Source organism: Brachyspira hampsonii (assembly GCF_002214805.1).
Taxonomy (GTDB): Bacteria; Spirochaetota; Brachyspiria; order Brachyspirales; family Brachyspiraceae; genus Brachyspira; species Brachyspira hampsonii.
The window spans coordinates 246306-270815 of the sequence record NZ_CP019914.1 but is presented as its reverse complement, the minus strand read 5'-3'; the positions used below and the strand labels follow the sequence as shown (position 1 = coordinate 270815).

At 28.3% G+C, this 24510-nt stretch carries 17 protein-coding genes; 7 read left to right on the top strand and 10 right to left on the bottom strand.

Translation table 11 applies throughout. From position 1 onward, the window contains the following. Positions 1-199: 199 nt before the first annotated feature. Entirely contained in the window at positions 200-1294 is a 1095-nt protein-coding gene (locus BHAMNSH16_RS00990) for an ankyrin repeat domain-containing protein (RefSeq protein ID WP_069732175.1), read from the top strand. Positions 1295-1335: 41 nt separating this feature from the next. Beyond that, positions 1336-2220 (top strand): Rpn family recombination-promoting nuclease/putative transposase, encoded by an 885-nt coding sequence (locus BHAMNSH16_RS00985; protein ID WP_206193860.1) that lies wholly within the window; start codon positions 1336-1338, stop codon positions 2218-2220. A 22-nt stretch (positions 2221-2242) separates the two neighbouring features. Here the strand turns inward: BHAMNSH16_RS00985 and BHAMNSH16_RS00980 are convergent, their stop codons facing one another. Genes BHAMNSH16_RS00980 through BHAMNSH16_RS00960 form a run of 5 tightly spaced genes read right to left on the bottom strand, consistent with a single transcriptional unit; the run spans position 2243 to position 6904 of the window. Then, positions 2243-3049 carry an NADAR family protein gene (locus BHAMNSH16_RS00980; protein ID WP_069732177.1) on the bottom strand — a complete coding sequence of 269 codons (807 nt, stop codon included), beginning with the start codon at positions 3047-3049 and terminating at the stop codon, positions 2243-2245. A gap of 48 nt (positions 3050-3097) precedes the next feature. Then, positions 3098-4267 (bottom strand): CapA family protein, encoded by a 1170-nt coding sequence (locus tag BHAMNSH16_RS00975; RefSeq protein ID WP_069732178.1) that lies wholly within the window; start codon positions 4265-4267, stop codon positions 3098-3100. 39 nt (positions 4268-4306) lie between these two features. Then, positions 4307-5695, bottom strand: coding sequence for a hemolysin family protein (locus BHAMNSH16_RS00970; RefSeq protein WP_008726783.1), 1389 nt, complete (start codon positions 5693-5695; stop codon positions 4307-4309). Between the two features lie 24 nt (positions 5696-5719). Continuing rightward, complete coding sequence (locus tag BHAMNSH16_RS00965; RefSeq protein WP_008726785.1) at positions 5720-6394, bottom strand: peptidoglycan recognition protein family protein; 675 nt, start codon at positions 6392-6394, stop codon at positions 5720-5722. 9 nt (positions 6395-6403) lie between these two features. Beyond that, positions 6404-6904 carry a chemotaxis protein CheX gene (locus BHAMNSH16_RS00960; protein ID WP_008726787.1) on the bottom strand — a complete coding sequence of 167 codons (501 nt, stop codon included), beginning with the start codon at positions 6902-6904 and terminating at the stop codon, positions 6404-6406. 284 nt (positions 6905-7188) lie between these two features. On the opposite strand from BHAMNSH16_RS00960, the gene dnaE reads away from it, so the two are divergent. Continuing rightward, positions 7189-10899, top strand: coding sequence for a DNA polymerase III subunit alpha (dnaE, locus tag BHAMNSH16_RS00955; RefSeq protein WP_069732179.1), 3711 nt, complete (start codon positions 7189-7191; stop codon positions 10897-10899). An 88-nt stretch (positions 10900-10987) separates the two neighbouring features. Here the strand turns inward: dnaE and clpB are convergent, their stop codons facing one another. From clpB to BHAMNSH16_RS00940, 3 genes are all read right to left on the bottom strand, one after another. Further along, a complete protein-coding gene (gene clpB / locus BHAMNSH16_RS00950) occupies positions 10988-13567 on the bottom strand; it encodes an ATP-dependent chaperone ClpB (RefSeq protein WP_069732180.1) in 2580 nt (859 codons plus the stop codon). 319 nt (positions 13568-13886) lie between these two features. After that, positions 13887-15626: a hypothetical protein gene (locus tag BHAMNSH16_RS00945; protein WP_008727174.1), complete on the bottom strand. Its 1740-nt coding sequence runs from the start codon at positions 15624-15626 to the stop codon at positions 13887-13889. A gap of 166 nt (positions 15627-15792) precedes the next feature. Then, complete coding sequence (locus BHAMNSH16_RS00940; RefSeq protein ID WP_008727176.1) at positions 15793-17568, bottom strand: hypothetical protein; 1776 nt, start codon at positions 17566-17568, stop codon at positions 15793-15795. Between the two features lie 704 nt (positions 17569-18272). On the opposite strand from BHAMNSH16_RS00940, the gene BHAMNSH16_RS00935 reads away from it, so the two are divergent. Further along, the gene (locus tag BHAMNSH16_RS00935; protein WP_008727177.1) at positions 18273-19676 is read left to right on the top strand and encodes an alanine/glycine:cation symporter family protein; all 1404 of its coding nucleotides are present in this window, start codon (positions 18273-18275) and stop codon (positions 19674-19676) included. A 138-nt stretch (positions 19677-19814) separates the two neighbouring features. Here the strand turns inward: BHAMNSH16_RS00935 and BHAMNSH16_RS00930 are convergent, their stop codons facing one another. Next, positions 19815-20177: a methionine-R-sulfoxide reductase gene (locus BHAMNSH16_RS00930; protein ID WP_069732181.1), complete on the bottom strand. Its 363-nt coding sequence runs from the start codon at positions 20175-20177 to the stop codon at positions 19815-19817. 34 nt (positions 20178-20211) lie between these two features. After that, positions 20212-20784, bottom strand: coding sequence for a GNAT family N-acetyltransferase (locus BHAMNSH16_RS00925; protein ID WP_069732182.1), 573 nt, complete (start codon positions 20782-20784; stop codon positions 20212-20214). A gap of 242 nt (positions 20785-21026) precedes the next feature. Between BHAMNSH16_RS00925 and deoD the strand changes: the two genes are divergently transcribed. The 3 genes from deoD (at position 21027) to BHAMNSH16_RS00910 (ending at position 24489) form a co-directional block, all read left to right on the top strand. Beyond that, on the top strand, positions 21027-21725 hold the full coding sequence (deoD, locus tag BHAMNSH16_RS00920; RefSeq protein WP_008727280.1) for a purine-nucleoside phosphorylase: 699 nt from the start codon (positions 21027-21029) through the stop codon (positions 21723-21725). A 302-nt stretch (positions 21726-22027) separates the two neighbouring features. Further along, positions 22028-23071 (top strand): 3-deoxy-7-phosphoheptulonate synthase, encoded by a 1044-nt coding sequence (gene aroF / locus BHAMNSH16_RS00915; RefSeq protein WP_008727279.1) that lies wholly within the window; start codon positions 22028-22030, stop codon positions 23069-23071. Between the two features lie 137 nt (positions 23072-23208). Further along, on the top strand, positions 23209-24489 hold the full coding sequence (locus tag BHAMNSH16_RS00910) for a CDP-glycerol glycerophosphotransferase family protein (protein ID WP_069732183.1): 1281 nt from the start codon (positions 23209-23211) through the stop codon (positions 24487-24489). Positions 24490-24510: the final 21 nt, after the last annotated feature.

The following is a 24510-nucleotide window of genomic DNA, read 5'->3' as shown; positions in this document are numbered from 1 at the left end:
TTATGATCAATATTTTAAGTTTGCCAAAGTTATAAAATACTCAAAAATGAGTAATTTTTTATAAATATAAATAAAAAATATATAATATATAAAAGTTATAATGAAAAATGTATGCATTTGTATGCACTTTTTTATTAATATATTGCAATTTTAGTCATTTTAATTTATTATACAAAGCCACAATACATATGGGGACTATATGAAAAAGATTATTATATTATTTAGTATGTTTTTATTTAGTCTGTACTTATACAGTCAAACAGATAATAAAAGTAAAGCTTATGAACAATTAAGAGAATATGTGAATGAAGGTAATGTTAAAGAATCTGAGAATATTCTTAAGAAATATAATGTCAATATTAATAATCTTGATTATGAAGATTTTACACTATTATCACATGCAGTTATGGATGATAATATAGAAATGGCTGAACTTCTTTTGAAATATAAGGCAGATGTTAATACTGTAGTATATGATGGCGATACTGCATTGATACTTGCTGTTGATAATAATAATATAGAAATGGTTAAACTACTTTTAAGTTATGGTTCTGATATTGATTATCAAGGCTTTAGAGGAAGAACGGCATTATTTTCTGCTTTAGAATATGATAGAAAAGAAAATATTGAAATGGTAAAACTCTTAATAAAAAATAAAGCAGATGTTAATATATCTTATGACGGAGATAATGAAAACGAAGAAACACCTTTAATGTATGCTGCTATGAAAGGCTATAAAGAAACTATAAAAATATTAATTGAAAATAAAGCCGATATAAATAAAAGAAATAGAAATAATGCAAATGCTTTGATTTATGCTTATATGTTTGGACATGATGATATAGCAGATATTTTACTTCAAAATGGTTCTGATTCTTTGGATAAAAGTTTGAAAGTCTCTAGTCTTAATCAATCAACTTTGCTTAGCGGTAATGTTCCATTAATAAATGCAGCAGAACATTCCACTAATGAAGTTTTTTTACAGAAGATAATTGATAACTATGCAGATATAAATTATAAAACTTATGATTGCAAAACTGCATTGATAGAAGCGGCTTCTTATAATAATATTAATGCTGTAAAAGTGCTTCTTAAAAATAATGCCGATGTTAATGTTCAAAATAATGGTAAGACTGCATTAATGTGGGCTTGTCGTAGCGGAAATTTAGAAATGACAAAAATGCTTTTAGATGCTGGTGCCGATAAAAATATAAAAAATGGTAATTATGATGCCTTGTATTATGCAAGAGAATACGGAAAAAATGAAGAGATAATAAAACTCCTTACAAAATAAAAAATATTTACTTTTGTTTTATTTTTTGTTATAATCTACCTATGAGAAATATAAATAGAATGAATGACTACTTTGTGCGTTATCTTTTAGGCTCTGTAGGTAATGAAGATATACTTGAGAATATAGTTAATTGTGTACTTAGAGATTCAGGTTTTGAAGAAGTTTATAATTTAGAAATAATAAATCCGCACAATCTGCCTGAAAATATTAATCTTAAAGAGTCTGTTCTTGATGTTAAAGCAATTACTAAAGACAATAAAAAAATTATTATAGAAATACAGCTTTCTGGAAATATTGATTTTGTAAAGAGAATATACTATTATATATCAAAAAATATAGTAAGCGAACTTAATGAAAATGAATCTTATGATATTATTAGCCAGGTTATAAGTATTAATTTTGTAAATTTTAATATGGATTTTTATGATGAAGGTAAAGCTCATAGATGTTTTAAGCTCATAGATACTCAAAATCATAATGTGTCATTGGATATTATTCAAATGCATATTATAGAAATACCAAGATTTATAAAAATATTAAATAATTCAAATACAGATGATATTAAGAAAAATAAAATATTATCTTGGATAGAGTTTTTTACAGTTAAAGATTTAGAAGAAGTAAAAGATAAATTAAAGGAGGTTAATGGTATTATGCCTAAAGTAATAGATAAATATGAGAGATTTATATCAAGTAAAGAAGAAATGGAAGTTTATAATGCCAGAGATGCTTTTTTATACGGGCAGACTTTAATGCTTAAGAGAGAAAGAGAAGAAGGTATAAAAGAAGGTATAGAAAAAGGTATAGAGAAAGGTATAAGAGAAAATCAAATATTAACGGCTAAAAATATGAAAAATAAAAATATGGATATTAATCTTATTAGCGAATTAACAGGCTTGAGTATAGAAGAAGTGGAAAAATTATAATAAAAATTATATTTAATATAAGTTATATGTCTTTATAATTTATGAATTTACTACAATCTATCAAATTATAATTTTTATATACTCTTTTTATTTCATCTCTTACTTGCATTAGAGCAAATCCCAATAAATTTTCTCCTTTCCAGCAAAAAGGATTTTCTATATTTTCATCATCATACTTCATTTTTATTCCCCATACTTTATCATAGGGACTTGCCTCAGCTAATACTTTGTTTTTTGTGCTTAATAAAAAATTTCTTAATTCAGTGTTTTTAGAGAATTTATAATAATTGCCTGTAAATACTATTTTGTATTTCATTTTATCCCACACTTTATCATTGAAATTTTTAACTTTTCTTCCAAGTTCTTTTATTGCTTTTGACTGATTATTATTCAAAATTTCATTAGCTATATCTTTGTCATCAAATAATAATGCTTTATTGTACATCATATATTTTTCCATGCAGTTAAATATTAAATCATTCTCTTTAAAATCTTTAATATACCACTGACTTAATGATGACTTATTAATTTCTTTTTTATCATTAGTATGTCCGTAAAAAAATAAAAAATCAATCTTCTTACCAGAATTAAAATCTTTTCGAAGTTTTAATAAAGAATATTTTTGATTTAGTTCTATATTGTTATAATATAGTGTTTTATAATCATTAATTATATTACCGTCATAAAAACCTTTAAATATTATAGGCTCTTCAAAAAGTTTTTTATATTCTTCTTTATCATCATTTGAAAGTTTATTAAAATAATTATGAAATATTTTATTATAAGAACTATTATTTACAAACCATATTGGAGGCATTATATTTTGCATAAAAAATCCTTACAAGTTTATAAGAAATAAACAAAATATTTATAAATATTAATTATGTGCTAAACTATTGTTAGATATAATACTTATGTTAGTTATATTATCAGCAAACATGGTTTTTACACTCTCATTTGTAAGAGGCGAATAAAAATCATGTATAAGTTCATAACCTTTTTTTATGGCATTAGTATCATAAGTACTGTATACATAATTGCTTGCTAGAGTAGGCATATTAATATTAGGATCTTCTTTTATAGGCTTCATTATTACCTCAAATCCATTTTGCTTAAAGAAAGCATAATAAGTTGGTACATAAGAAAAATTAATCTCTTTATTTTCATTGATTTCTAATGATACAACTGTACCTATATCGAGATGAGGATATCTTCCCTTATGATTTGCAATGAAATTACCCAATGAATATATTATTATTCCGCTATGATTAGTTCCTTCATAAATTTCCACAGGTCTTGGTACATGAGGATGATGACCTACTATTATGTCAACTCCATTTTCTATTAAATCTCTTGCAGTCTCCATTGTTTTTTCTTCAGGAGCAGTAGTATATTCTAATCCGAAATGAAGAGATATTATTTTTATTTCATTGTTTGTAGCGAGTGCTAAATCAGATTTTACTTTTTCTACTAAATCTTCTTGTTTTGGGAAGAAATTCATAAAATAGAAATGTCCGTTTTTATTTGTTTTATGACTTATTCCGTTATCAAGCATAGTATATGCAGATATAAATAAAGGTATACCATTAATATTAGTTATAATAGGGCTTATACTAGGAGAATTAGTTGAGCCTCCTAAAGTTAATTTATTGTTTCTATGAAGTTCTGCTACAGTTTCAGCTTCTGCCTGTGCTCCCTGATCATAAGCATGATTATTTGCTATTGAAAAAGTATTAAAATAATTAAAGAAATATTGTAAATAATCTAGTGAGCCATTAAATTCAGGATAAGGCATTGGAGGTTTATTCGTATTGACAACAAATTCTAAATTTGCAAATACAATGTCCCCTTGAAAATAATCTTTCAAATCTATTAAGACATCATTACTTTCAAAAGCATTTACAATAGTAGGGTGTGTCATTATATCCCCTGTAAATACTAATTTAATGCTTTTAGGAGGTTCTGCTTTTTTTTCCTTTTCCTGTTTATTATCAGAACATGAATATAATAATATTAAAAATAAAATGGCGATTATTTTTTTTATCATAATTATTTTCCTAATTAGTAATTATTTTTTATAATTATCTTATTCATTTAAAATTTCTAAATCATTTTTTTCTAAATCAGATGTTTCTTGTGTATCAGTATTCTCATTTTCATTTGTTCTTGTATATTTTAGAGGGGTGAATTCCATTTCAACTATTCTTCTGTCTTCAACTTTCATTATTCTTACCCTGTAGCCTTTAAGTATAAAACGCTCATTGATTTCAGGAATATGATCCAACATATCAATTACATATCCTGCTATAGTTTGATATTCTTCATGTTCTAATTGAAGCTTTAAAGTTTTATTAACATCTTCTATAGGAGCATTTCCATTAATTATAATTCTTTTACCTTTAAATCTTATTACATCAGCTTCCTTTTTATCGCTTTCATCTTCTATATCTCCCATTATTTCCTCTATTATATCCTCCATAGTAACAAGTCCTGCAGTTCCGCCGTATTCGTCAATAGTAATTACCATCTGAAGTTTTTTCTTTTGCATATCATTAAATAAACTGCTTATAGTCTTAGTTTCAGGTACAAAGTATGGAAGCATTATATAATCAATAGCTTTCTTTTTTATTTTATTTAATTTTCCGCCGCCTTTAACATATTCTTTAAATAAAGCTCTAGTATGAAAAATTCCTATTATATGGTCAACTGTTTCCTCATAAACAGGAAATCTAGAAAGCCCAGTCTCTACTGTAAGTCTTACTATTTCATTTACATCTGTTTCAGCTTCAATGCATACCATATCAACTCGCGGAGTCATTATTTCTTCTACAGTTTTATTTCTGAAATCTATTACACCTGTAAGCATTTCATGAGTATACTCTTTGATTATTCCTTCTTTATGTCCCAAATGTATTATAGTTGTTATATCGTCCATGCTTGATAATGCACTTCTTTTTTCAGCATCTCTTAATCTTTTAGGTACGAAATAATTCATTATAAAAGTAGTTATTTTATCCATTAAAAAAGTTATAGGCTTGAATATTAAATGACAGAACTTCATGAAATATAGAAGATAAGGCATCATTTTTTCAGCATTAACTCTCATAATTACTTTAGGAAGTATTTCTCCGAATATTATAATTAGTATTGTTATTGTAGCGGTTGATATTGTAACCATTATATTTGTTGATATATGCGGCAGAATATCAGCAAGCCTTACAGCAAATACAGTTATGATTGAACTTGCAGAAATATTTACTATGTTGTTGCCAACTAATAGGGTAGGTATCATAGAACTTGATTTTTCCCAATACTTTTTATCTTCTTCCTTTATTTTTTTCTCTCTTACTAAACGCATCAAAGTAACATCATCAATAGAAGTATATGCAGTTTCGCTGCCTGAAAATAAAGCAGAGAGCATAATAAGAATAATAATTATAAATATTTCAAATAAATAAACTAATAGTATTTCCATAAATAATAAACCTTATATTTTTATTTAAATTCTTTTTCTTAATTCTTTCATAAAATTGGTGCCGGGATCTCTTTTGCCGGGATTTATGTATTTTGTATTTAATTCTTTATATAAAGAATAATGAGGCATAGTTTTATCTTTATATTCATAATGTGCTATTATATATTTTATACTTTTATATTTGCTTTTTATATATTTTATCAATTTTACATTAGCTTCTAATTGTTCTTTAGTCAACTTATCGGCATATCCTATATTCTCTATGCTTATAGAAGTATAATTAAATCCTACAGTATGCCTTGCTATATATTCAATAGGAGTATTTTCGTATATAGTACCGTCAAAATCAACTAAGAAATGAGTTCCTACATTTACTTCACCGCCTGCCTCTATATCAGGTCTTCCTGTTAAAATATCATTTTTAAATATATTTACAGCTATAGCGAGATTTGGTGTTTCTGTTGAATGTACTACTATTATTTGGGGATTATCTAAATATATTAGTTTACTGCCATAATGAGTTTCTGTATATTCAGATAATAATTTTAATCTAAGAGCATTAGGAGTTATTCTATATTTATCATTTATATAGGGTTTTATAACTACATCATTAGTATGTGTAATATTATTATTTACAGTGTTGCTGCATGATAATAATAAAAATATTATAACTGATATATATATAATGTTTTTTATCATTTAATATTATTATGCATCCATAGCAATATTAACGCTGACAAATCCAAGAGAAGATTGGAAAGGAATAATTATAGTTTGCAAATTTTTAGGTATAATTTGTATTTCTTTTCCAAAGTAAAGTATAGGAGGAGTGATATCGCAGCTAATACCTTCTTCAGCTAATTTAGTAATAGCAAGACCGCTTATAGTGTTTCCCATTTCATTAATAACGCTTCTCATCATATCTTCAAAATCATCTTCAGAATCATATTCTCCGCGTTTTTTATCTGTAAGATTTTCAGTAAGAAGCTGAGAGAAATTTTCAGGAAATTCATAAAGCACTTGACCATTAACATCGCCGACAATTCCTATAGCAACACCGTATCCTGAGAAGAGTTTACGGCCTTGTCCTTTAACTAAGGTACCTTTTTCCATAGTAAGACCAGCCATCTCTTTAAATATTGATACTAAAGATACAATAAATGGATTAATGAATCTAACGTCCATAAATTTTATAGGTGTTGTAGCCATGTATATTTCCTTTTAAATTTTATTTTTATATTTTAATTATAACATAATTGAGTATTATTTCAATTAAAAAATAAATCTAATTGAAATTATAGTATTAAAAGAGAAATTGTCAAATTTAAAAATAAAAAATTATTTATTTTTTCATATAGTGTATATTAATTTTATAAATTAAATACCGTAAATATTTATAGTAAATAAATAAAAACTATTTATATATTTTAGTAAATTTAACTTGATATTTAACTTAAATGATATAAAATAATAGCATCAAATAGGGGTTTAATATGTCATTTGTTCATTTGCATGTACATACACAATATTCAATACTTGATGGGGCTGCTCGTATTAAGTCATTATATTCTAAGAAGGATAAAACTAAAAGGCTTATACCGGGTTTAATAGACAGAGCTAAGGAATTAGGTATGCCGGGAATAGCTATGACTGATCATGGAAATATGTTCGGGGCTATGGAATTTTTCTCTGAAGCTAAAGATAAAGGTATTATTCCTATTATAGGCTGTGAAGTATATGTTGCTCCTAAAACAAGATTTGATAAAAAGATAGAGAACTCCGAAGAAAAAAGTGCTATGCATTTAATTCTTCTTGCTAAAGATAAAGAAGGATATAATAATTTATGTAAATTGGTAACATTCGGATATACTGAAGGTTTTTATTATAGACCGAGAGTGGACCATGAATTAATAGAAAAATATAATAAAGGCTTGATTTGTTTATCAGCATGTATGGGAGGAGAAATTCCTATTGCTATAAGAAAAAAAGATTATAAGCAGGCTTCAAAATTAGCTGAATATTATAAATCTATTTTTGGAAATGATTTTTATATAGAGCTTCAGGATCATAATATGCCAGAAGAAAAATCTTTAAATAGTGCATTATACCAATTAGCTAAGCATCATAATATAGAATTAGTTGTTACAAATGATGTTCATTATGTATCAAAAGAAGATGCTAAAGCTCATGAGATACTTTTAGCTATACAGACTAAAGCTACCTTAGATTCGCCAAGAAGATATAAATTTCCAAGCAATGAATTTCATCTAAAAACAGAAGAAGAGATGATGAAGTCATTTGCTAAACTTCCTAAAGCATTTGAAAATACAGTTAAGATAGCAGAGCAATGCAAAGATTTAAATATAATGACTAAGACTTATTATATGCCTAATTATGAGCTTGCCAATGGTGAGACAGAAACTACAGCATTAAGGAAGATGTGTATAGAAGGTCTTAATAAACATTATAATAATGATATACCAAAAGAAGCTATGGAAAGACTTGATATGGAATTGGGTGTCATAGCTAAGATGGGTTTTGAAGGATATTTCCTTGTAGTTCAGGATTTTATTAACTATGCAAGAAATAATGATGTAGCTGTAGGTCCGGGCAGAGGAAGTGCGGCTGGTTCAATAGTTGCATTTGCTTCAGGAATTACTAAAGTTAATCCTCTTGATTATAATTTGCTTTTTGAAAGATTTTTAAACCCTGAAAGAAAGAGCATGCCAGATATAGATGTTGACTTTCAAGATGATAAGAGAGAAGTTGTAATAGATTATGTAACAAATAAATATGGCAAGGACAATGTATCTCAAATAGCTACTTTCGGAGCTTTGGGAGGACGATCTGTTATAAGAGATGTTTGCCGTGTTATGAATATAGATTTAGCTACTGCCGACAGACTTGCTAAAAGTATACCTGATGATATTAAAAGGGTTGTAGATATATATGATCATCCTGATTGTGCTGCTTTGGTTAAAGAGATAGAAAGCAGCAGAGAATTAAAAAATATGTATGAAATATCTACAAGACTTGACGGATTAGTTAGAAATGTAGGCTTACATGCAGCTGGAGTTATTATATCATCGCATCCTATAATGGATTTAGCACCGGTTTATCAGGATTCTAAAACAGGTACTAGGGCTTGTCAGTATGAAATGACTTATGTTGAAAGTGCTGGTCTTATAAAAATGGACTTTTTGGGTATTAAAAACTTAAGACTTATAAAGGATGCTATAAAAGATATAAAAGAAAGATATGGTGTTGAAATAGATATAGATAAACTTCCTTTAGATGATGAAGCTGTTTATGAAATATTTAGAAAAGCTGATACAGGCGGTATTTTCCAATTTGAAAGTGCCGGTATGCGTCAGATGCTTATAAATATCAGACCTACAGGATTTGATGACTTAGTATCAAGCGTAGCATTATTTCGTCCTGGACCTTTAAATTCCGGAATGGATAAAGATTATGCTGACAGAAAAAATAAAAGAAAAGAAATAGTATACAAGCATCCTGATTTAGAGCCTATACTTAAAGAGAGTCAGGGAGTATTAATATATCAAGAGCAGATTATGGCTATAAGCCGAGTTATAGGCGGATTTACTGCTGCTGAAGCTGATGATTTAAGAAAGGCTATGGGTAAAAAGATCGTAGAGAAAATGAACTCTATGGAAGAGAAATTTATTAAGGGTGGACTTGAGAGAGGTTATGATAAAGAGTTATTAACTTATTTATTTGATACTATGAAAGGTTTTGCTGAATATGGCTTCAATAAATCGCACTCTGTTTGCTATGCTTTAATTGCATATCAGGAAGCATATATTAAAGCTCATTATCCTATGGAATATTATGTTGCACTTCTTAATACAGTTATAGCTGATACTGATAAAATAGCTTTATATCTTAATGAAATTAAACAGAAAAACATAGAAATAGTGACAGCAAGCGTTTTTGAAAGCGATGCTTTATTTTCTCAAAAAGATGGTAAAATAGTTTATGCTTTACATGCGGTTAAAGGTGTAGGTCTTCATGCTGCTTTAGCTATTCAAGAAGAAAGAGAAAAAAACGGACAATTCAAAAACTTAGAAGATTTTGTAAAAAGAGTTGATGTTCATTTGGTTAATAGAAAAGTATATGAAACATTAATTAAATGCGGTGCTTTTTCAGGATTCGGACATACTGAAAGTGCATTGCTTGGTTCTCTTGATGCAATACTCGCTCATGCTTCTAATTATCAGAAAGAAACTTTATCAGGTCAGACTATGCTTTTTGATTCTATGTCTGAAGATGACAGCGGAAGTGCTTCTTTAGTTATAGAAAAACAAGTGGAATATGCTTCTAATATTTTAATGGAAAATGAAAGAGAAGTTTTAGGGTTTTCATTAAGATACCATCCTTTTGCAAGATATGTTTCTCAAATTGATTATAAATATTTCCATAATACTTTGGATATTGATAATCTTAAAGATAAAGATGAGTTTTTACTTCCTTGTGTTGTTATGTCAGCTATTGAAACAACTACAAAGAAAAACACTCCTATGATTACATTAAAGATTATGGATATATTTACTGAATATGTATTTTATATTACAGCTAATAGTCAGATAGAAAAATTCAAAGATATACTAGAAGAACAGACAGGAATATTAATAAAAGGACGAAGAGATAAAAATAGATTCTCAGAAAAAATATATAATAATATAGTTGATATAAAATTATTAGATTCTTTCTTAAAAGATAAAAATCTTAAACTTAAAGAAGTAAAAAGAGATAATATAAAGAGAGAAGAATCTTCTGAAATGAAATCTGAAAATAAAAGGGTTTCTGTAAGTAAAAATGATGCTCCATTTAAAAATACTTCTAATAAAGAAAATGATATTAAAAGATCTGATAATGTTGTTTCTAATGAAGCGTTTACAAGCAGACCTAATAATAGTATAGGAATAAAACATAATAACAGCGGTAAGAAGCAATTAGCATTATATATGAATAAAAATATATTTGATGATATGGATTTATTATGTTTGCAAAATGCTATATCTTCAAATCCGGGAGACTATACTATATTCTTAAAATTGAAATCTGAAAGCGGTATGGAAGTATTTAAAATAGGTGAGAATTACAAAGTTGATCCTAATCCTAGATTTTTAAATGAAGCAAAAAGTGCATTGAGATCATTAATAGAAATTGAATATGCTTAAAATAATTTAATTATTAAAAAATAAGGCTTACTGAAATTAACAGTAAGCCTTTTATTTTTATGGAATTAATTATTGAGTTTATTAAATATTATTTTTCAAAAACTAAAGTATCTCCAGATTTTTTTACTTTTATAGTATCTCCTTCTAAGTATTTACCAGCCAGCATTTCTTTTGCTAGAGGATTTTCTATATAGTTTTGTATAGCTCTTTTTAATGGTCTTGCTCCAAATTGAGGATCATAACCAATATCAGCAATATAATCTATAGCTTCATCGCTTACATCTAAAGTTATTCTTCTATCTTTAAGTCTGTTAGCAACTCTATTTATTTGATTTCTTACTATCTCAGCAATGTATTTTTTGTCAAGTCTAGTAAATGTTATTATCTCATCTATTCTGTTTAAGAACTCTGGTCTAAATGACATTTTAAGTAGTTCCTGAATCTTTTCTTTTATATCATTAGTATTATCAGCTTCAAGAATTAAATCAGAACCCAAATTACTAGTCATTATTATAATAGCATTTTTAAAATCTACCACTCTTCCTTGTCCGTCTGTAAGTCTTCCGTCATCTAATACCTGAAGAAGTACATTAAATACATCAGGGTGAGCTTTTTCTATCTCATCAAATAGTATAACAGAATAAGGTCTTCTTCTTACAGCCTCTGTTAATTGTCCGCCTTCATCATAGCCAACATATCCCGGAGGAGCTCCTATAAGTCTAGTAACAGAAAATTTTTCCATATACTCGCTCATATCTATTCTTGTCAAAGCATGTTCATCACTAAACAAGAAATCCGCAAGAGTTTTAGCAAGCTCAGTTTTACCAACTCCTGTAGGTCCTATAAATAAGAAACTTCCAAGCGGTTTATTTTCATCAGAAAGTCCTGCTCTGTTTCTTCTAATAGCATCAGCAACAGAAGTTATAGCCTCATCCTGTCCCACAACTCTCTTATGTAATACTTCTTCAAGCTGCAAGTATTTTTGTTTTTCACTAGCAAGCATTTTGCTTACAGGTATTCCTGTCCATACGGATATAACTCTTGCTATATCATCTTCAGAAATCTCTTCTCTTAATAGTCTTTTTTTATCTGAGTTTTTAGCATCTTCCATTGCTTTAGAAGCCTCATCAAGTTTTTTCTGAAGTTCTGGAATTTTACCGTATTTTATTTCTGCAGCTTTTGCTAAATTTCCTTCTCTTGTATACTGAGTTTCTTTTATATTAAGCTCTTCAAGTTCTTCTTTTAATTTTCTAGTCTCTTCAATTCTTCCTTTTTCATTATCCCATTGAAGTTTCATAGCATTGCGTTCTTCAGAAAGTTCGGATAATTCTTTTTCTAGTTTTTCTAATCTTTCTTTAGAAGCAGGATCATTTTCTTTTGAAAGAGCTTGTTTTTCTATATTAAGCTGTAATATTTTTCTTTCCAATTTATCAAGTTCAGTAGGCTGACTGTCTATTTCTATTTTTAATTGGCTTGCAGCTTCATCTACCAAGTCAATAGCTTTGTCTGGTAAGAATCTGTTAGTTATGTATCTGTTTGACAATACAGCAGCAGCAACTAAAGCATCATCTTTTATTCTTACACCATGATGAACTTCGTATTTATCTTTTAAGCCTCTAAGTATTGAAATAGTATCTTCAACGCTAGGCTCTTTACAGTAAACCTGTTGGAATCTTCTTTCAAGTGCTTTATCTTTTTCTATGTATTTTCTGTATTCATCTAAAGTAGTAGCACCTATTGCTCTTAATTCACCTCTTGCCAATGCAGGTTTTAATAAATTAGAAGCGTCCATTGCTCCTTCAGTGGCACCTGCTCCTACCAAAGTATGAAGCTCATCTATAAATAATATTATATTGCCTTCTGATTTTTCTATTTCAGTGATAACAGCTTTTAATCTCTCTTCAAACTCTCCTCTGAATTTAGCACCAGCTACTAATGCTCCCAAATCCAAAGCTAATAATCTTTTATCTTTAAGTCCTTCAGGTACATCTTGAGAAACTATTCTTCTTGCAAGTCCTTCAACAATAGCTGTTTTACCAACTCCGGGCTCACCTATGAGTACAGGATTATTCTTTGTTCTTCTTGATAATACCTGCATAACTCTTCTTATCTCTTCATCTCTTCCTATAACGGGATCTATCTTTTCATTTTTAGCTAATTCTGTTAAATCACGGCAGTATTTATCTAGTGCCTGCATTTTTGCTTCTGGGTCTTGGCTATTAACTCTTTGACCGTTTCTTAATGCTTTTAATGCACTCAAAACTTCTTTTTTTGCTATTCCGCTTTTTCTTAGCATGTCTCCTGCTTTATTGTCAGCTTCAACAAGTGCTAAGAATATATGTTCTGTAGATACATACTGATCTTTTAAAGCATTGGCTTCTTTTTCTGCTTTAGCTAGAATTTTACCTGCATTAGTAGATAAATGCAGCTGAACATTTTCTCCTGTTACTTTTACATTTTCATCAACTAATCTCTGAGTTTTATCTATTAATGTATTTATAGGAACACCTATTCTCTCTACTAAAGGCTGAATAAGTCCGTCTTCTTGTTTTAATAATGCTAGAAGTAAATGTTCACTTTTTATTTCATTATGATCTTCACCGTTAGCTATATTTGCAGCTTCATTTATAGCTTCTTGGGCTTTTATTGTATATTTATTATAATCCATATCTAATTAATAGACGGCTTTTTTAATACCGCCTCACTCCTTTATAAATTAATTATTTAAGTTTTGATTAAATAATTTTGTTTCAGCATTTAATTACTGAACACTATTATATATGCAAAAAACATGCCAATTAATAAGTTTGAAATGTTTTATTTTTGTACAATTATATTATATTAAAAATAATATCTTATACAGCTATATATTATGATTGTATTATTTTTATATATCAAAATATAATTTATGTATAAAAATAATACTATAAATATATATTCTATATTGATATAGCATTAAAACTAATTATTTTTATACTAATTGTCTTTTAATTAATTTCAAAAGTATAATGTGTAAAAGCCTTATCAGGTTTAAAATAATCATTGCTTTTATCTTTAATTATTTTAATCATATCAGCCATAGCTTTATAATATAGAAAATAATAACAATTATTTTTATACTCTGAGACTGGGCAGGTTTCAAGTAAATTATAATATTGTTTAGACAAATTCAATGCTTCTTGATATTGAGTATTTAATTTAAACTCTCTATCATAGTCTACTAAGCGAAGTAATTTTCCATTAAAAGTAAATAAAGCCGCACCTCCGCTTTCCCAAGCTGTGGATGAAGTTATTTGATTGTTAGGTACTATTGTAATCCAATCTGATTCTTTAGCATTATTAGGGGGCACATAAGACATTTGAATTTGATAAATACCAGAGTTTTTAATATGCTCTTCTGTTATAGTGAAATTAGTTTCAAATCTTTCAGCTGTCTGCATAATTTCTTTTACAGGTGGTATTGGATATGTAGTATTAAAAGTTCTATAATATATACCGTTAAGTTCTGTATATTCAGGTTCAAAAGGAGTACCGTCATCTGATGCTTTATATGTAATTAAAGGGTTTTCTTTAAAGAAATATGCAATATCTTGGGCATTTTTAAAAGGTGCCGAACTCATTTCCCTTTCCCAATTGATACCGTCTTTTGTTCCCCATATTCCATCCCAAGCGTCTGGAGCATAAGAGTCTTCTATTGTAAGATACCAATATCCGTCAGAAGAATCATATACATATTTAGATGTATTTCCTCCTGATGCATACATTTTGTAACCGTCATAACGAAAATAGGTAACAAGATATCTTTTTCCCCAAGGTGCTTCATTGGTTACCCAATTTTTAGGGTCTGATGAATCTTTTCCTAAATCTAATGTATAATAATACTTAGAATCTAAATAAAGATCTTCATTAGACGGAGGAATAAAACCATCTTTATAATAATCATATATTGTAGGGTGTATAAATAATAAAAATTTACCTTTAAAATATAAGAGTACCAAATCACTATTGGCTGTACCTATTCTTCCTTGAAAATTAGGATTATCAAAATTTAATTCTGGTAATTTATATACCTTTTTATGAAAATCAGGAGAGTCAGCCCAATTTATTAAATCTGAAGTGGCTTTCCCCTTTACATTAAGATAAATTTCTGGTATATACCTAAACCTATCATTATAGAATTTTACATTTTTATATTCATATTTCTTTTCTTGATATGCAATTGTCATTCCATAAGTACCTGCTGTGGGAATTGTTACTCTATTAGGCTCCATTATTACTTTTTTTGAATTAAGATTAGTCCAATACTCTTTTTTTTCTAAATCATCACCTAATGAAAGACCATATACTTTTGTTATAGTTTTTCCATTATTATCTATTTTTAATACGGCTCCTTTACCTGTAGGGCTTAGTCTTTTAGTATTAGGATCATATTGGTATTCATTAGTTGCAAGTATATGCCATTCATTATTGAATTTAAATCTTCTGCTATAGCCTCCGAATACTGTTCCGTTTTGTACTATTTCAGGGGTTACTACTATGTATTTTTCTTCTATTTTATCAGGAGGTATCGGCAATGCTGGGCTTGGTATTGGATATTGAGGTATTTGTCCGTTATTTGGAAATTCAGTTGGAGGAGGTATTATTGACGGACTTAACAAATTAACTTTTTTGCATGATAGAGTAAAAAATAAAACTGATAATAATATAATGTAAAATGTTTTTTTCAAAATAAAAATCCTTAATATAAATATATAACAACAGATAGTTAAATATTTATATTAATATTGTACAATATAAATAATATATTTCAATAAAAAAATATTACTATAAAAAATTAAGACTTTTCTCTTTTATAGTTTTATTATAGAAGAGAGAAGCCTTATTTTTATAATATCAATTAATCTCAAAAGTATAATGCGTAACTGCATCATCAGGACGGAAATAATCGCTGCCCTTGTCTTTAATTATTTTTAACATATCAGCCATAGCTTTATAATATAAGAAATAATAATTATAATTTTTGAAGTCTGATATAGCAGAGTTTAAAAGTAAGCTGTAATATTTCTCTGCTAGATTCAAAGCAGTTTCATATTGAGTGTTTAATTTAAATTCCCTATCATAATCCACTAAACGAACTATTTTGTTATTGAAAGTAAATAAATCAGCACCGCCGCTTTCCCAGCCTATAGCGGAAGTTAATTGATTATTAGGCATAATATTAACCCAGTCGGATTCCTGTGCTTTGTCTGGAGGAATTGAAGAGACTTGTAATTGATAATAACCAGACTTTTTAATATGCTCTTCTGTAACGGTAAAGTTAGTTTCAAATCTGTTTACTGTCTCCATAATTTCTTTTATTGGCGGCATAGGATAAGTGCTGTTAAAGGTTCTGTAATATTTGCCGTTTAACTCAGTATAAGAAGGCTCAAAAGGCGTACCGTCAGGATATCCGTATGATAATGTAGGAATTGTATAATATATTGAGTTATATATATTGATTATTGTATCTGGCACTTCATTTTCTTCTTTCCAATTTATACCGTCTTCTGTTGACCATATTTTTGCGGCATCTGCAGCCTTTCCGACACCAAATTCCCAACGTTTATCATTTTTATTATACTCATAATAATTAGTATAGGCATTTTCCTGTAAATATAATTTGTTTTTATCATACCGAAGAAATGTAACGTGTTCTCTTCCTTCGCGCATAGGAAGTTCATGTTTTACCCAATTATTATTATCTGAAGTATCTTTATTTACATCAACACTATAATATCTAATTCCAGGACTAAATTTAGGGGCTGAAGGATCTCTGTACGCTCCAGGATTTATATCCACAGTGGTTTCTTCAGCAAAAATAAATAATCTGCCATTAAGATAAAATAGTGACGTATAAATAAACTCTGTTAAACCATATCTTCCCTGTACAGTAGGATTATCTTTATTAGGCTGCGGAATATTATAAGTTTTCTTTTCTATATTTGCTGAGTATGCCCAATTTATAAGACTGTCTGATTCTCTTCTGGTAAAATCTATAGTAAAATTTGAATAGACATCAAAATGATATTTAGTAGGTACTAAACCATCAAAATTTAGTTGAGCAAGTTTTGGTTCATAGTGACTACCGCCATATGATTTTTGTTCAGCTTTTGATAGTATTGATACACTATTCGCTTCTATTATTAATTTTTTTGAATTTAGATTAGTCCAATACTCTGTTTGTTCTAAATCGCTGCCTGATGAAAGGCTGTGTATTTTGGTTATTGTTTTTCCGTCTTTTTCTATTCTTAATACAGCACCTTTACCTGTGGGGTTAAGTGTTTTTGTGTTGTGGTTGTATTGGTATTCATTAGTAGCTAACACATACCAGTCATTTTTAAACTTAAACCTTCTTCCATATCCGCCGAATACTGTATCGTTTGCCACTACTTCGGGTTTTATTTCTATTGCCTTCTCTTCTGTTTCTTCAGGAGGCGTTGGAACAGGAGTTGGATTTGGGTAGTATGGTATTACTGGTTTATTATTATCTTTACTTGGAAATGCTGTTGGGGGAGGTATATATGTGGGGCTTAATAAATTGACCTTCTTACATGACATTATCAATACTATTACTAAAATCAATAAAAGAAGTAAAAAATACATTTTCTTATTAATAAAATTCTTTTTCATAATACAATCCTATTACTGATATAGATAAAATTATTATTACTAAAAAATTTTAGGCAATTTTTTTTTGATGCTTGATACTCATATAACGAACTTGAAACCTTAAGCAAATTATTTAATAATAAATCAAACATATATCCATATTACATTATAAATATTTTTTTTCAATTAGTATTTTCTACACGCGTTAAACTTGCTATAAAAATAAATACGGTCAATAATTAGAATTCTTCTATAAACAAACTTAAATCTATTCACCGCGTGCTGTTAAAGTCATAAATTTAATAAACGCTTGGGCGGGCGTGCTTTTTCTTAATGAAGTAATGAGAATCAATAAAATATTTATTTCAGAATAAAATTTAAAACCTTAATGGGCGGGAGTTAAAACAAATTTCTAAATTTAATAAACTCTTGCCATGTTTTTTCTTAATAAAAATAGTCAGCATTAAGAACATGATTTGTAAACTTTATATGTACTTAATATGAAAACCTTATTATAAAATAATAAAGAATGTATTTAAGAATTAATATAAATAATTATCAAAATTGTTTTTTAATAACTATAATATGAATTTTACTATATCAAAAAAATAGTATTTATGATATAATATTTTACTAATTACTATTAAAGATAATGTTCTTTTGTAGTAATCAAATTAAATAATATATGTTTGTATTTTTAATTAATAAAATTTTAGGAGTTTATTATGGATACGGTGTCATCTATAGTAGCGAAGGTTAACAGTTTTTTATGGGATTATTTATTAATAATTTTGTTATGCGGAAGCGGAATTTATTTCACTATAAGATTTAAATTCGTGCAGATTTTAAAATTTAAAGACGGATGGGATAGAACATTCGGAAGTCTTTCTTTAGCCGGAAAAGCTGCTGACAAAGAGGGAATGAGTTCTTTTCAGTCTCTTGCTACAGCAATTGCAGCTCAGGTTGGTACAGGTAATTTAGCTGGTGCTGCTACAGCTTTAATATCAGGAGGACCCGGTGCTATATTTTGGATGTGGGTATCAGCTTTTTTAGGAATGGCTACTATATTTGTAGAGGCTTCTTTAGGTCAGAAATATAAAACTACAACTGATGACGGTCATATTATAGGTGGACCTGCATATTATATACAGGCTGCTTATAAAGGAGTTTTCGGTAAATTTTTATCTATTTTGTTTGCTATATTTATAATACTAGCTTTGGGTTTTATGGGAAATATGGTGCAGTCTAACTCTATAAGCGGAGCTTTTGTTAATGCTTTTCCTCAAATTAAGCCTATATATGTAGGTATATTTTGTGCTTTAATAGCAGCATTTATATTTATAGGCGGACTTAGAAGAATAGCATCATTTGCTGAAAAAATAGTTCCTATAATGGCTTTATTCTATATAATAGGTTCTTTAATAATAATTATGATGAATATAAAAAATCTTCCTAGCTCTATAGCATTAATATTTACAGCTGCTTTTAATCCTCAGGCAGTTATAGGAGGAGGATTAGGAATAGGAGTTCAGCAGGCTATGCGTTTTGGAGTAGCTAGAGGATTATTTTCTAATGAGGCTGGTATGGGTTCTACACCTCATGCCCATGCTTTAGCTAAAGTTAAACATCCATGTGAACAAGGTGTGGTTGCTATGATAGGTGTATTCTTTGATACTTTTATCGTTGTAACTTTAACTGCTTTGGTTATACTTACTTCAAATATATTACAAACTCAAATATATCCTTTAACATCTGCAGCTGATATACCAGAAATTTTAAAAGGGGTAGGTCTGCCTCAGGAAGCATTCAGATTGGGATTCGGTTATTTCGGTGTTATATTTGTTGCTGTATGTTTATTTTTCTTTGCATTTACTACTATAATAGGCTGGTATTTTTTTGGGGAGCAGAATATAAAATATTTATTTGGAGTAAAAGCTAAAAAAGTCTATGCTGTATTGGTTGTTGGATTTGTACTTTTAGGTTCTGCATTAAAAGTTGATTTGGTATGGTCATTAGCAGATACTTTTAATGGGCTTATGGTTATACCTAACCTTTTAGGACTTTTGGCTTTAGGCGGTGTTGTTTCTTCATTATTTAAAGATTACAATAATATTATGAAGAAAAAATAATAATTTTTAAATATATAAAAATTGTGAGCGTATAGTAAAGTCATTTGCTATACATTTTTAGCGAACAATTTTTATTAGCAATAATAATAAAAGGGCTTATATAAAAATATATAAGTCCTTTTTATTTAAAATTAATAATTATTTTTTTGGTTTGAATATCAGAGAAATAGAATTTACGCAATGTCTTGTATTTTTTTCTGTAAGATGCTCTCCTGTAAATACATGACCTAAATGTCCTCCGCAATTATTGCATGTTATTTCTATTCTGTATCCGTCTGCATCTAATGTTCTTCTAACGGCTCCTTCTATTTCATCATCAAAGCTAGGCCAACCGCAATGAGATTTAAATTTATCTTTAGAGCGGTATAATTCTGCACCGCATTGTTTGCAGCAATAAATACCTTCCTCAAAAAAGTCATTGTATTCACCTGTAAAAGGATATTCTGTACCTTTAAAAATTATTACATTTCTTTCTTCTTCATTTAATTCTCTTTTATCCATTCTACTATCTCCTTATTATTATATGTATTATTATTTATTTGTAATTTTCTATAAATGAAATTATTTTTTCTTCATTTATTTCTTTTATTGGTATTATATCTTTTGGATTATCATAATCAAAAATAAGTTCTTTTTCAAATATGCTTACACTATGCCATTTGCCATTTTTATATCCTATATTGTTATAATTTCCTATCAGATTAAAACCTAATGAATAATGTAGTTTATCACTTTTTGTATTCGGCACTGTAACCTTTGAATAAATATTTTTTATTCCCTGATATTTAAGAATTTCAATAATGATAGAACATAATTTTTTGCCTATTCCTCTGCTGATATTATTTTTATCTAAATATATAGATAGTTCACAGCTCCAATTATATGCTTCTCTTTCAAGAAATTTATTTGCATAACAATATCCGATTATTTTTTTACTGTGGTCTTCGCATACTAAATAAGGATATTTTTCTATAATATTTTTTATACGATTTTTAAACTCTTCTAAAGTTGGTAGTTTATATTCAAATGTTATATTTGTATCAATATACTGAGAATATATTGAAAGAATTTGAGAAGCATCTTCAATATTTGCTAACCTTATTTTCATATATTAATTCAACAGCTCCTATACATATATTTTTTATATTGTATTATTTTCATTGTATAAAAATAATATTATAAAACAAATTATAAGTCAATTTTGAAATTAATAAAAAGCTGATGTAAAAATAATTGCAAAAAAATAAATAAAATTATAGTTGTAACATTATTTAATTTATTTGCTTGATATAAAAAAGATTAATATTTATAATAAAAATAAATAATATAAAAATAAAGGAGTAAAATATTATGGCTACACCTCATATAGGAGCAAATAAAGGCGATATTGCTGAAACTATACTTTTACCGGGAGATCCTCTAAGAGCAAAATTTATAGCTGAAAATTTTTTAGAAAATGCTGTTCAGTATAACTCTATAAGAAATATGTTTGGGTTTACTGGTACTTATAAAGGCAAAAAAGTTTCTGTTCAAGGCACAGGTATGGGAATGCCTTCCTGCAGTATATATTCTTATGAGCTTATTCATTTTTACGGCTGTAAGAATTTGATTCGTATTGGTACAGCAGGGGCTTTATCTGATAAACTTCATATAGGCGATTTGGTTATAGGAATGGGGGCATGTACTGATTCTAATTATGCTTCTCAGTATGAACTTCCTGGAACTTTTGCTCCTATAGCTAGTTATGAGCTTTTAAAGAATGCTGTAAAAAAAGCTGATGAAATGAAAATTAATTATCATGTCGGCAATATAGTATCATCTGATGTATTTTACGGAGCTAATAATGCAACGCCAAAATGGGCTAAAATGGGAGTATTGGCTGTTGAGATGGAGGCTGCTGCTTTATATATGAATGCTGCTTATGCTGGGGTTAATGCACTTTGTATGGTTACTATTTCGGATTCTCTTGTTACAGGTGAGGCTACAACTGCTGAACAGAGGGAGAAAACTTTTACAAATATGATGGAAGTTGCTTTATCTTTGGCATAAATTAAATTAATAAGCATCTGTATTTTTGCGGATGCTTTTATATATTAAAAGTAAAAAAATTATAAAGGCTTGACTTTTTATATTTTTTGTATATAATTTATTACTATGAAAGGTAATTTATTTTCAATTAATTTCAAAAGCATCTACGCTTATTACTTCTTCTATTATGGCGTTTAAGACGCCAGAGTATCTATTTTTCTAATCAAAACAAATTTATATATTTAAACTTTTTTATTAATACTTAATTTTTATATTTAAGTTTATCAATTTTTAATTAACTATTTTTTTAAGGAGAATTTATTATGATAGTGGTAATGAAACCGAATGCCAAAGAAGAACATATTAATAACATTATAGAAAGACTTAAAAATGCAGGTCTTGGCATAAATAAAAGTGTAGGAGTAGACTACACAGTAATAGGTATGGTTGGGGATACTTCAAAGATAGATAGAGATTTAATTTCATCTTTACCCGGAGTATCTAAAGTATTAAAAGTGCAGGAACCATTTAAAAGAGCAAATAGGGCGTTCAAAAAAGAAGATACTGTAGTTGATGTAAGCGGTGTAAAAATAGGAGAAGGTAAGCCTGTAATTATTGCAGGACCTTGTTCTGTTGAAAGTGAAGAGCAGGTTATTAATATAGCTAAAAGTGTAAAGTCTTCTGGAGCTTCTATACTTAGAGGCGGAGCATTTAAGCCTAGAACTTCTCCTTATGCATTTCAGGGTTTAGCTTTGGACGGACTTAAAATATTAAAGCTTGCAAAAGAAGAGGTTGGCATACCTATTGTAAGTGAGATTGTATCTATAAGGCATTTAGAAGATTTTGATAATACAGTGGATATGATTCAGATTGGGGCAAGAAACATGCAGAACTTTGAACTTTTAAAAGAAGTAGGAAAATTAAAAAAGCCTATACTCTTAAAAAGAGGTTTATCAAATACTATAGAAGAATGGCTTATGAGTGCTGAGTACATACTCAATCAAGGCAATGAAAATGTTGTGTTATGTGAGAGAGGTATAAGAACATTTGAAACTTATACTAGAAATACATTTGATGTAAGTGCAATACCTTCAATAAAGCGTTTAAGCCATTTGCCTGTTATAGGAGATCCTTCGCATGCCAGCGGAAAATCATGGATGGCACTTCCTCTCACATTGTCAGCTATTTCTGCAGGTGCTGACGGTATGATTATAGAAGTACATAATGATCCTGAGCATGCTTTATGCGATGGAGCACAGTCTATAAAGCCTGATGTGTTTGCTGATATTATGGAATCTGTTAATATGATATCTGATACTGTTCAAAAAATAAAAGAAAAGCATAACGGAAAAATTTATACTAAGTAGTTAATTTTTTATAACATCATTTCATATAGTCTATTCGTATAAATTATGAATAGGCTATATTATTTTTTATAAATTAGTTTGATTTTTCAATTTATATATTATATAATTTATGATATATTAATTTTTTAGGAATAGACATGTTAATTACTGTATTTGCTTTATTTATACTATGCCAGAGTAATGTATTTGGATATATAGATCCGGGTACAGGAAGTTTGCTTTTTTCAGCACTTTTTGGAATTATAGGAACTTTATTTTTTCTTTCTAAAGCACTTCTTATAAAATTAAAAACTATGTCTTTTTCTAAAAGCAAAAATATAGAAACAGAGGCTTCTAAAAAGGCGAGAATAATAATTTACGGAGAGGACAAAAGATACTGCAATGTATTTAAACCTATAATAGAAGAGCTAATAAAATTAGAAATACCTGTTATATATTATAGTTCAAGCGAAGATGATCCTATATTTGAAATAAAGAATGATTTACTTCACACTGAATTTATAGGTGTAGGTAATATGGCTTATGCTAAACTTAATTTTATAGAAGCAGATATTTGTTTAATGACTACTCCGAATTTAGATGTATTTCAATTAAAACGTTCTAAAGGTGTAAAAAGATATGTGCATATATTTCATGCTCCAAATGAATCTGCTATGTATTGTTTATATTCTTTAGATTTTTTTGATGCAGTATTATTAAGCGGTGAAAATCAAATATCGGATATAAGAGAATTGGAAGATACAAGAGGCACTAAAGTAAAAGAATTGGAAATGATAGGAAGTACTTATTTAGATGAACTTAATAAAAAGAAAGAGGAAGCTTCAAAATCTATTACTAAAGTAGAGAATAAAAAAACTGTTTTAATAGCACCATCTTGGGGTATGAACGGACTTCTTAATAGGTTTGGTGAAAAAGTTATAGATCCTATTTTGGACAGCGGATATTATGTTATAATACGCCCTCATCCTCAATCTAGTATAGTTGAAAAAGATATGCTTAAAAGATTAAAAAATAAATATAAGGATAATGCCAATATAGAATGGGATTTTAATAGGGATAATATTTATTCATTATCAAGAGCTGATGTTATGATATCTGATTTTTCTGGCGTTATATTGGATTATGCTTTTCTCTTTGAAAAACCTACAATTATACCTAGTTTTACTTTCGATAAAAGGGGCTATGATGCTATAGAACTTAAAGAGGAAACTTGGACTTTAAAAACTTTGCCAAAAATAACTGTATCTTTAGATGAGAATAATTTTTCTAATATTTCAAATATAGTAAATGATACCATTAACAATACTTCATTAAAAGATAATATTATAAAAGCAAAAGATGAGGCTTATAAATGCCGAGGTGAAGCTGCTAGAAACGGAGCTTTAGTTTTAAGTAAAATGCTTGCAGAATTGAATTAATAATTTTAATATCATAAACAA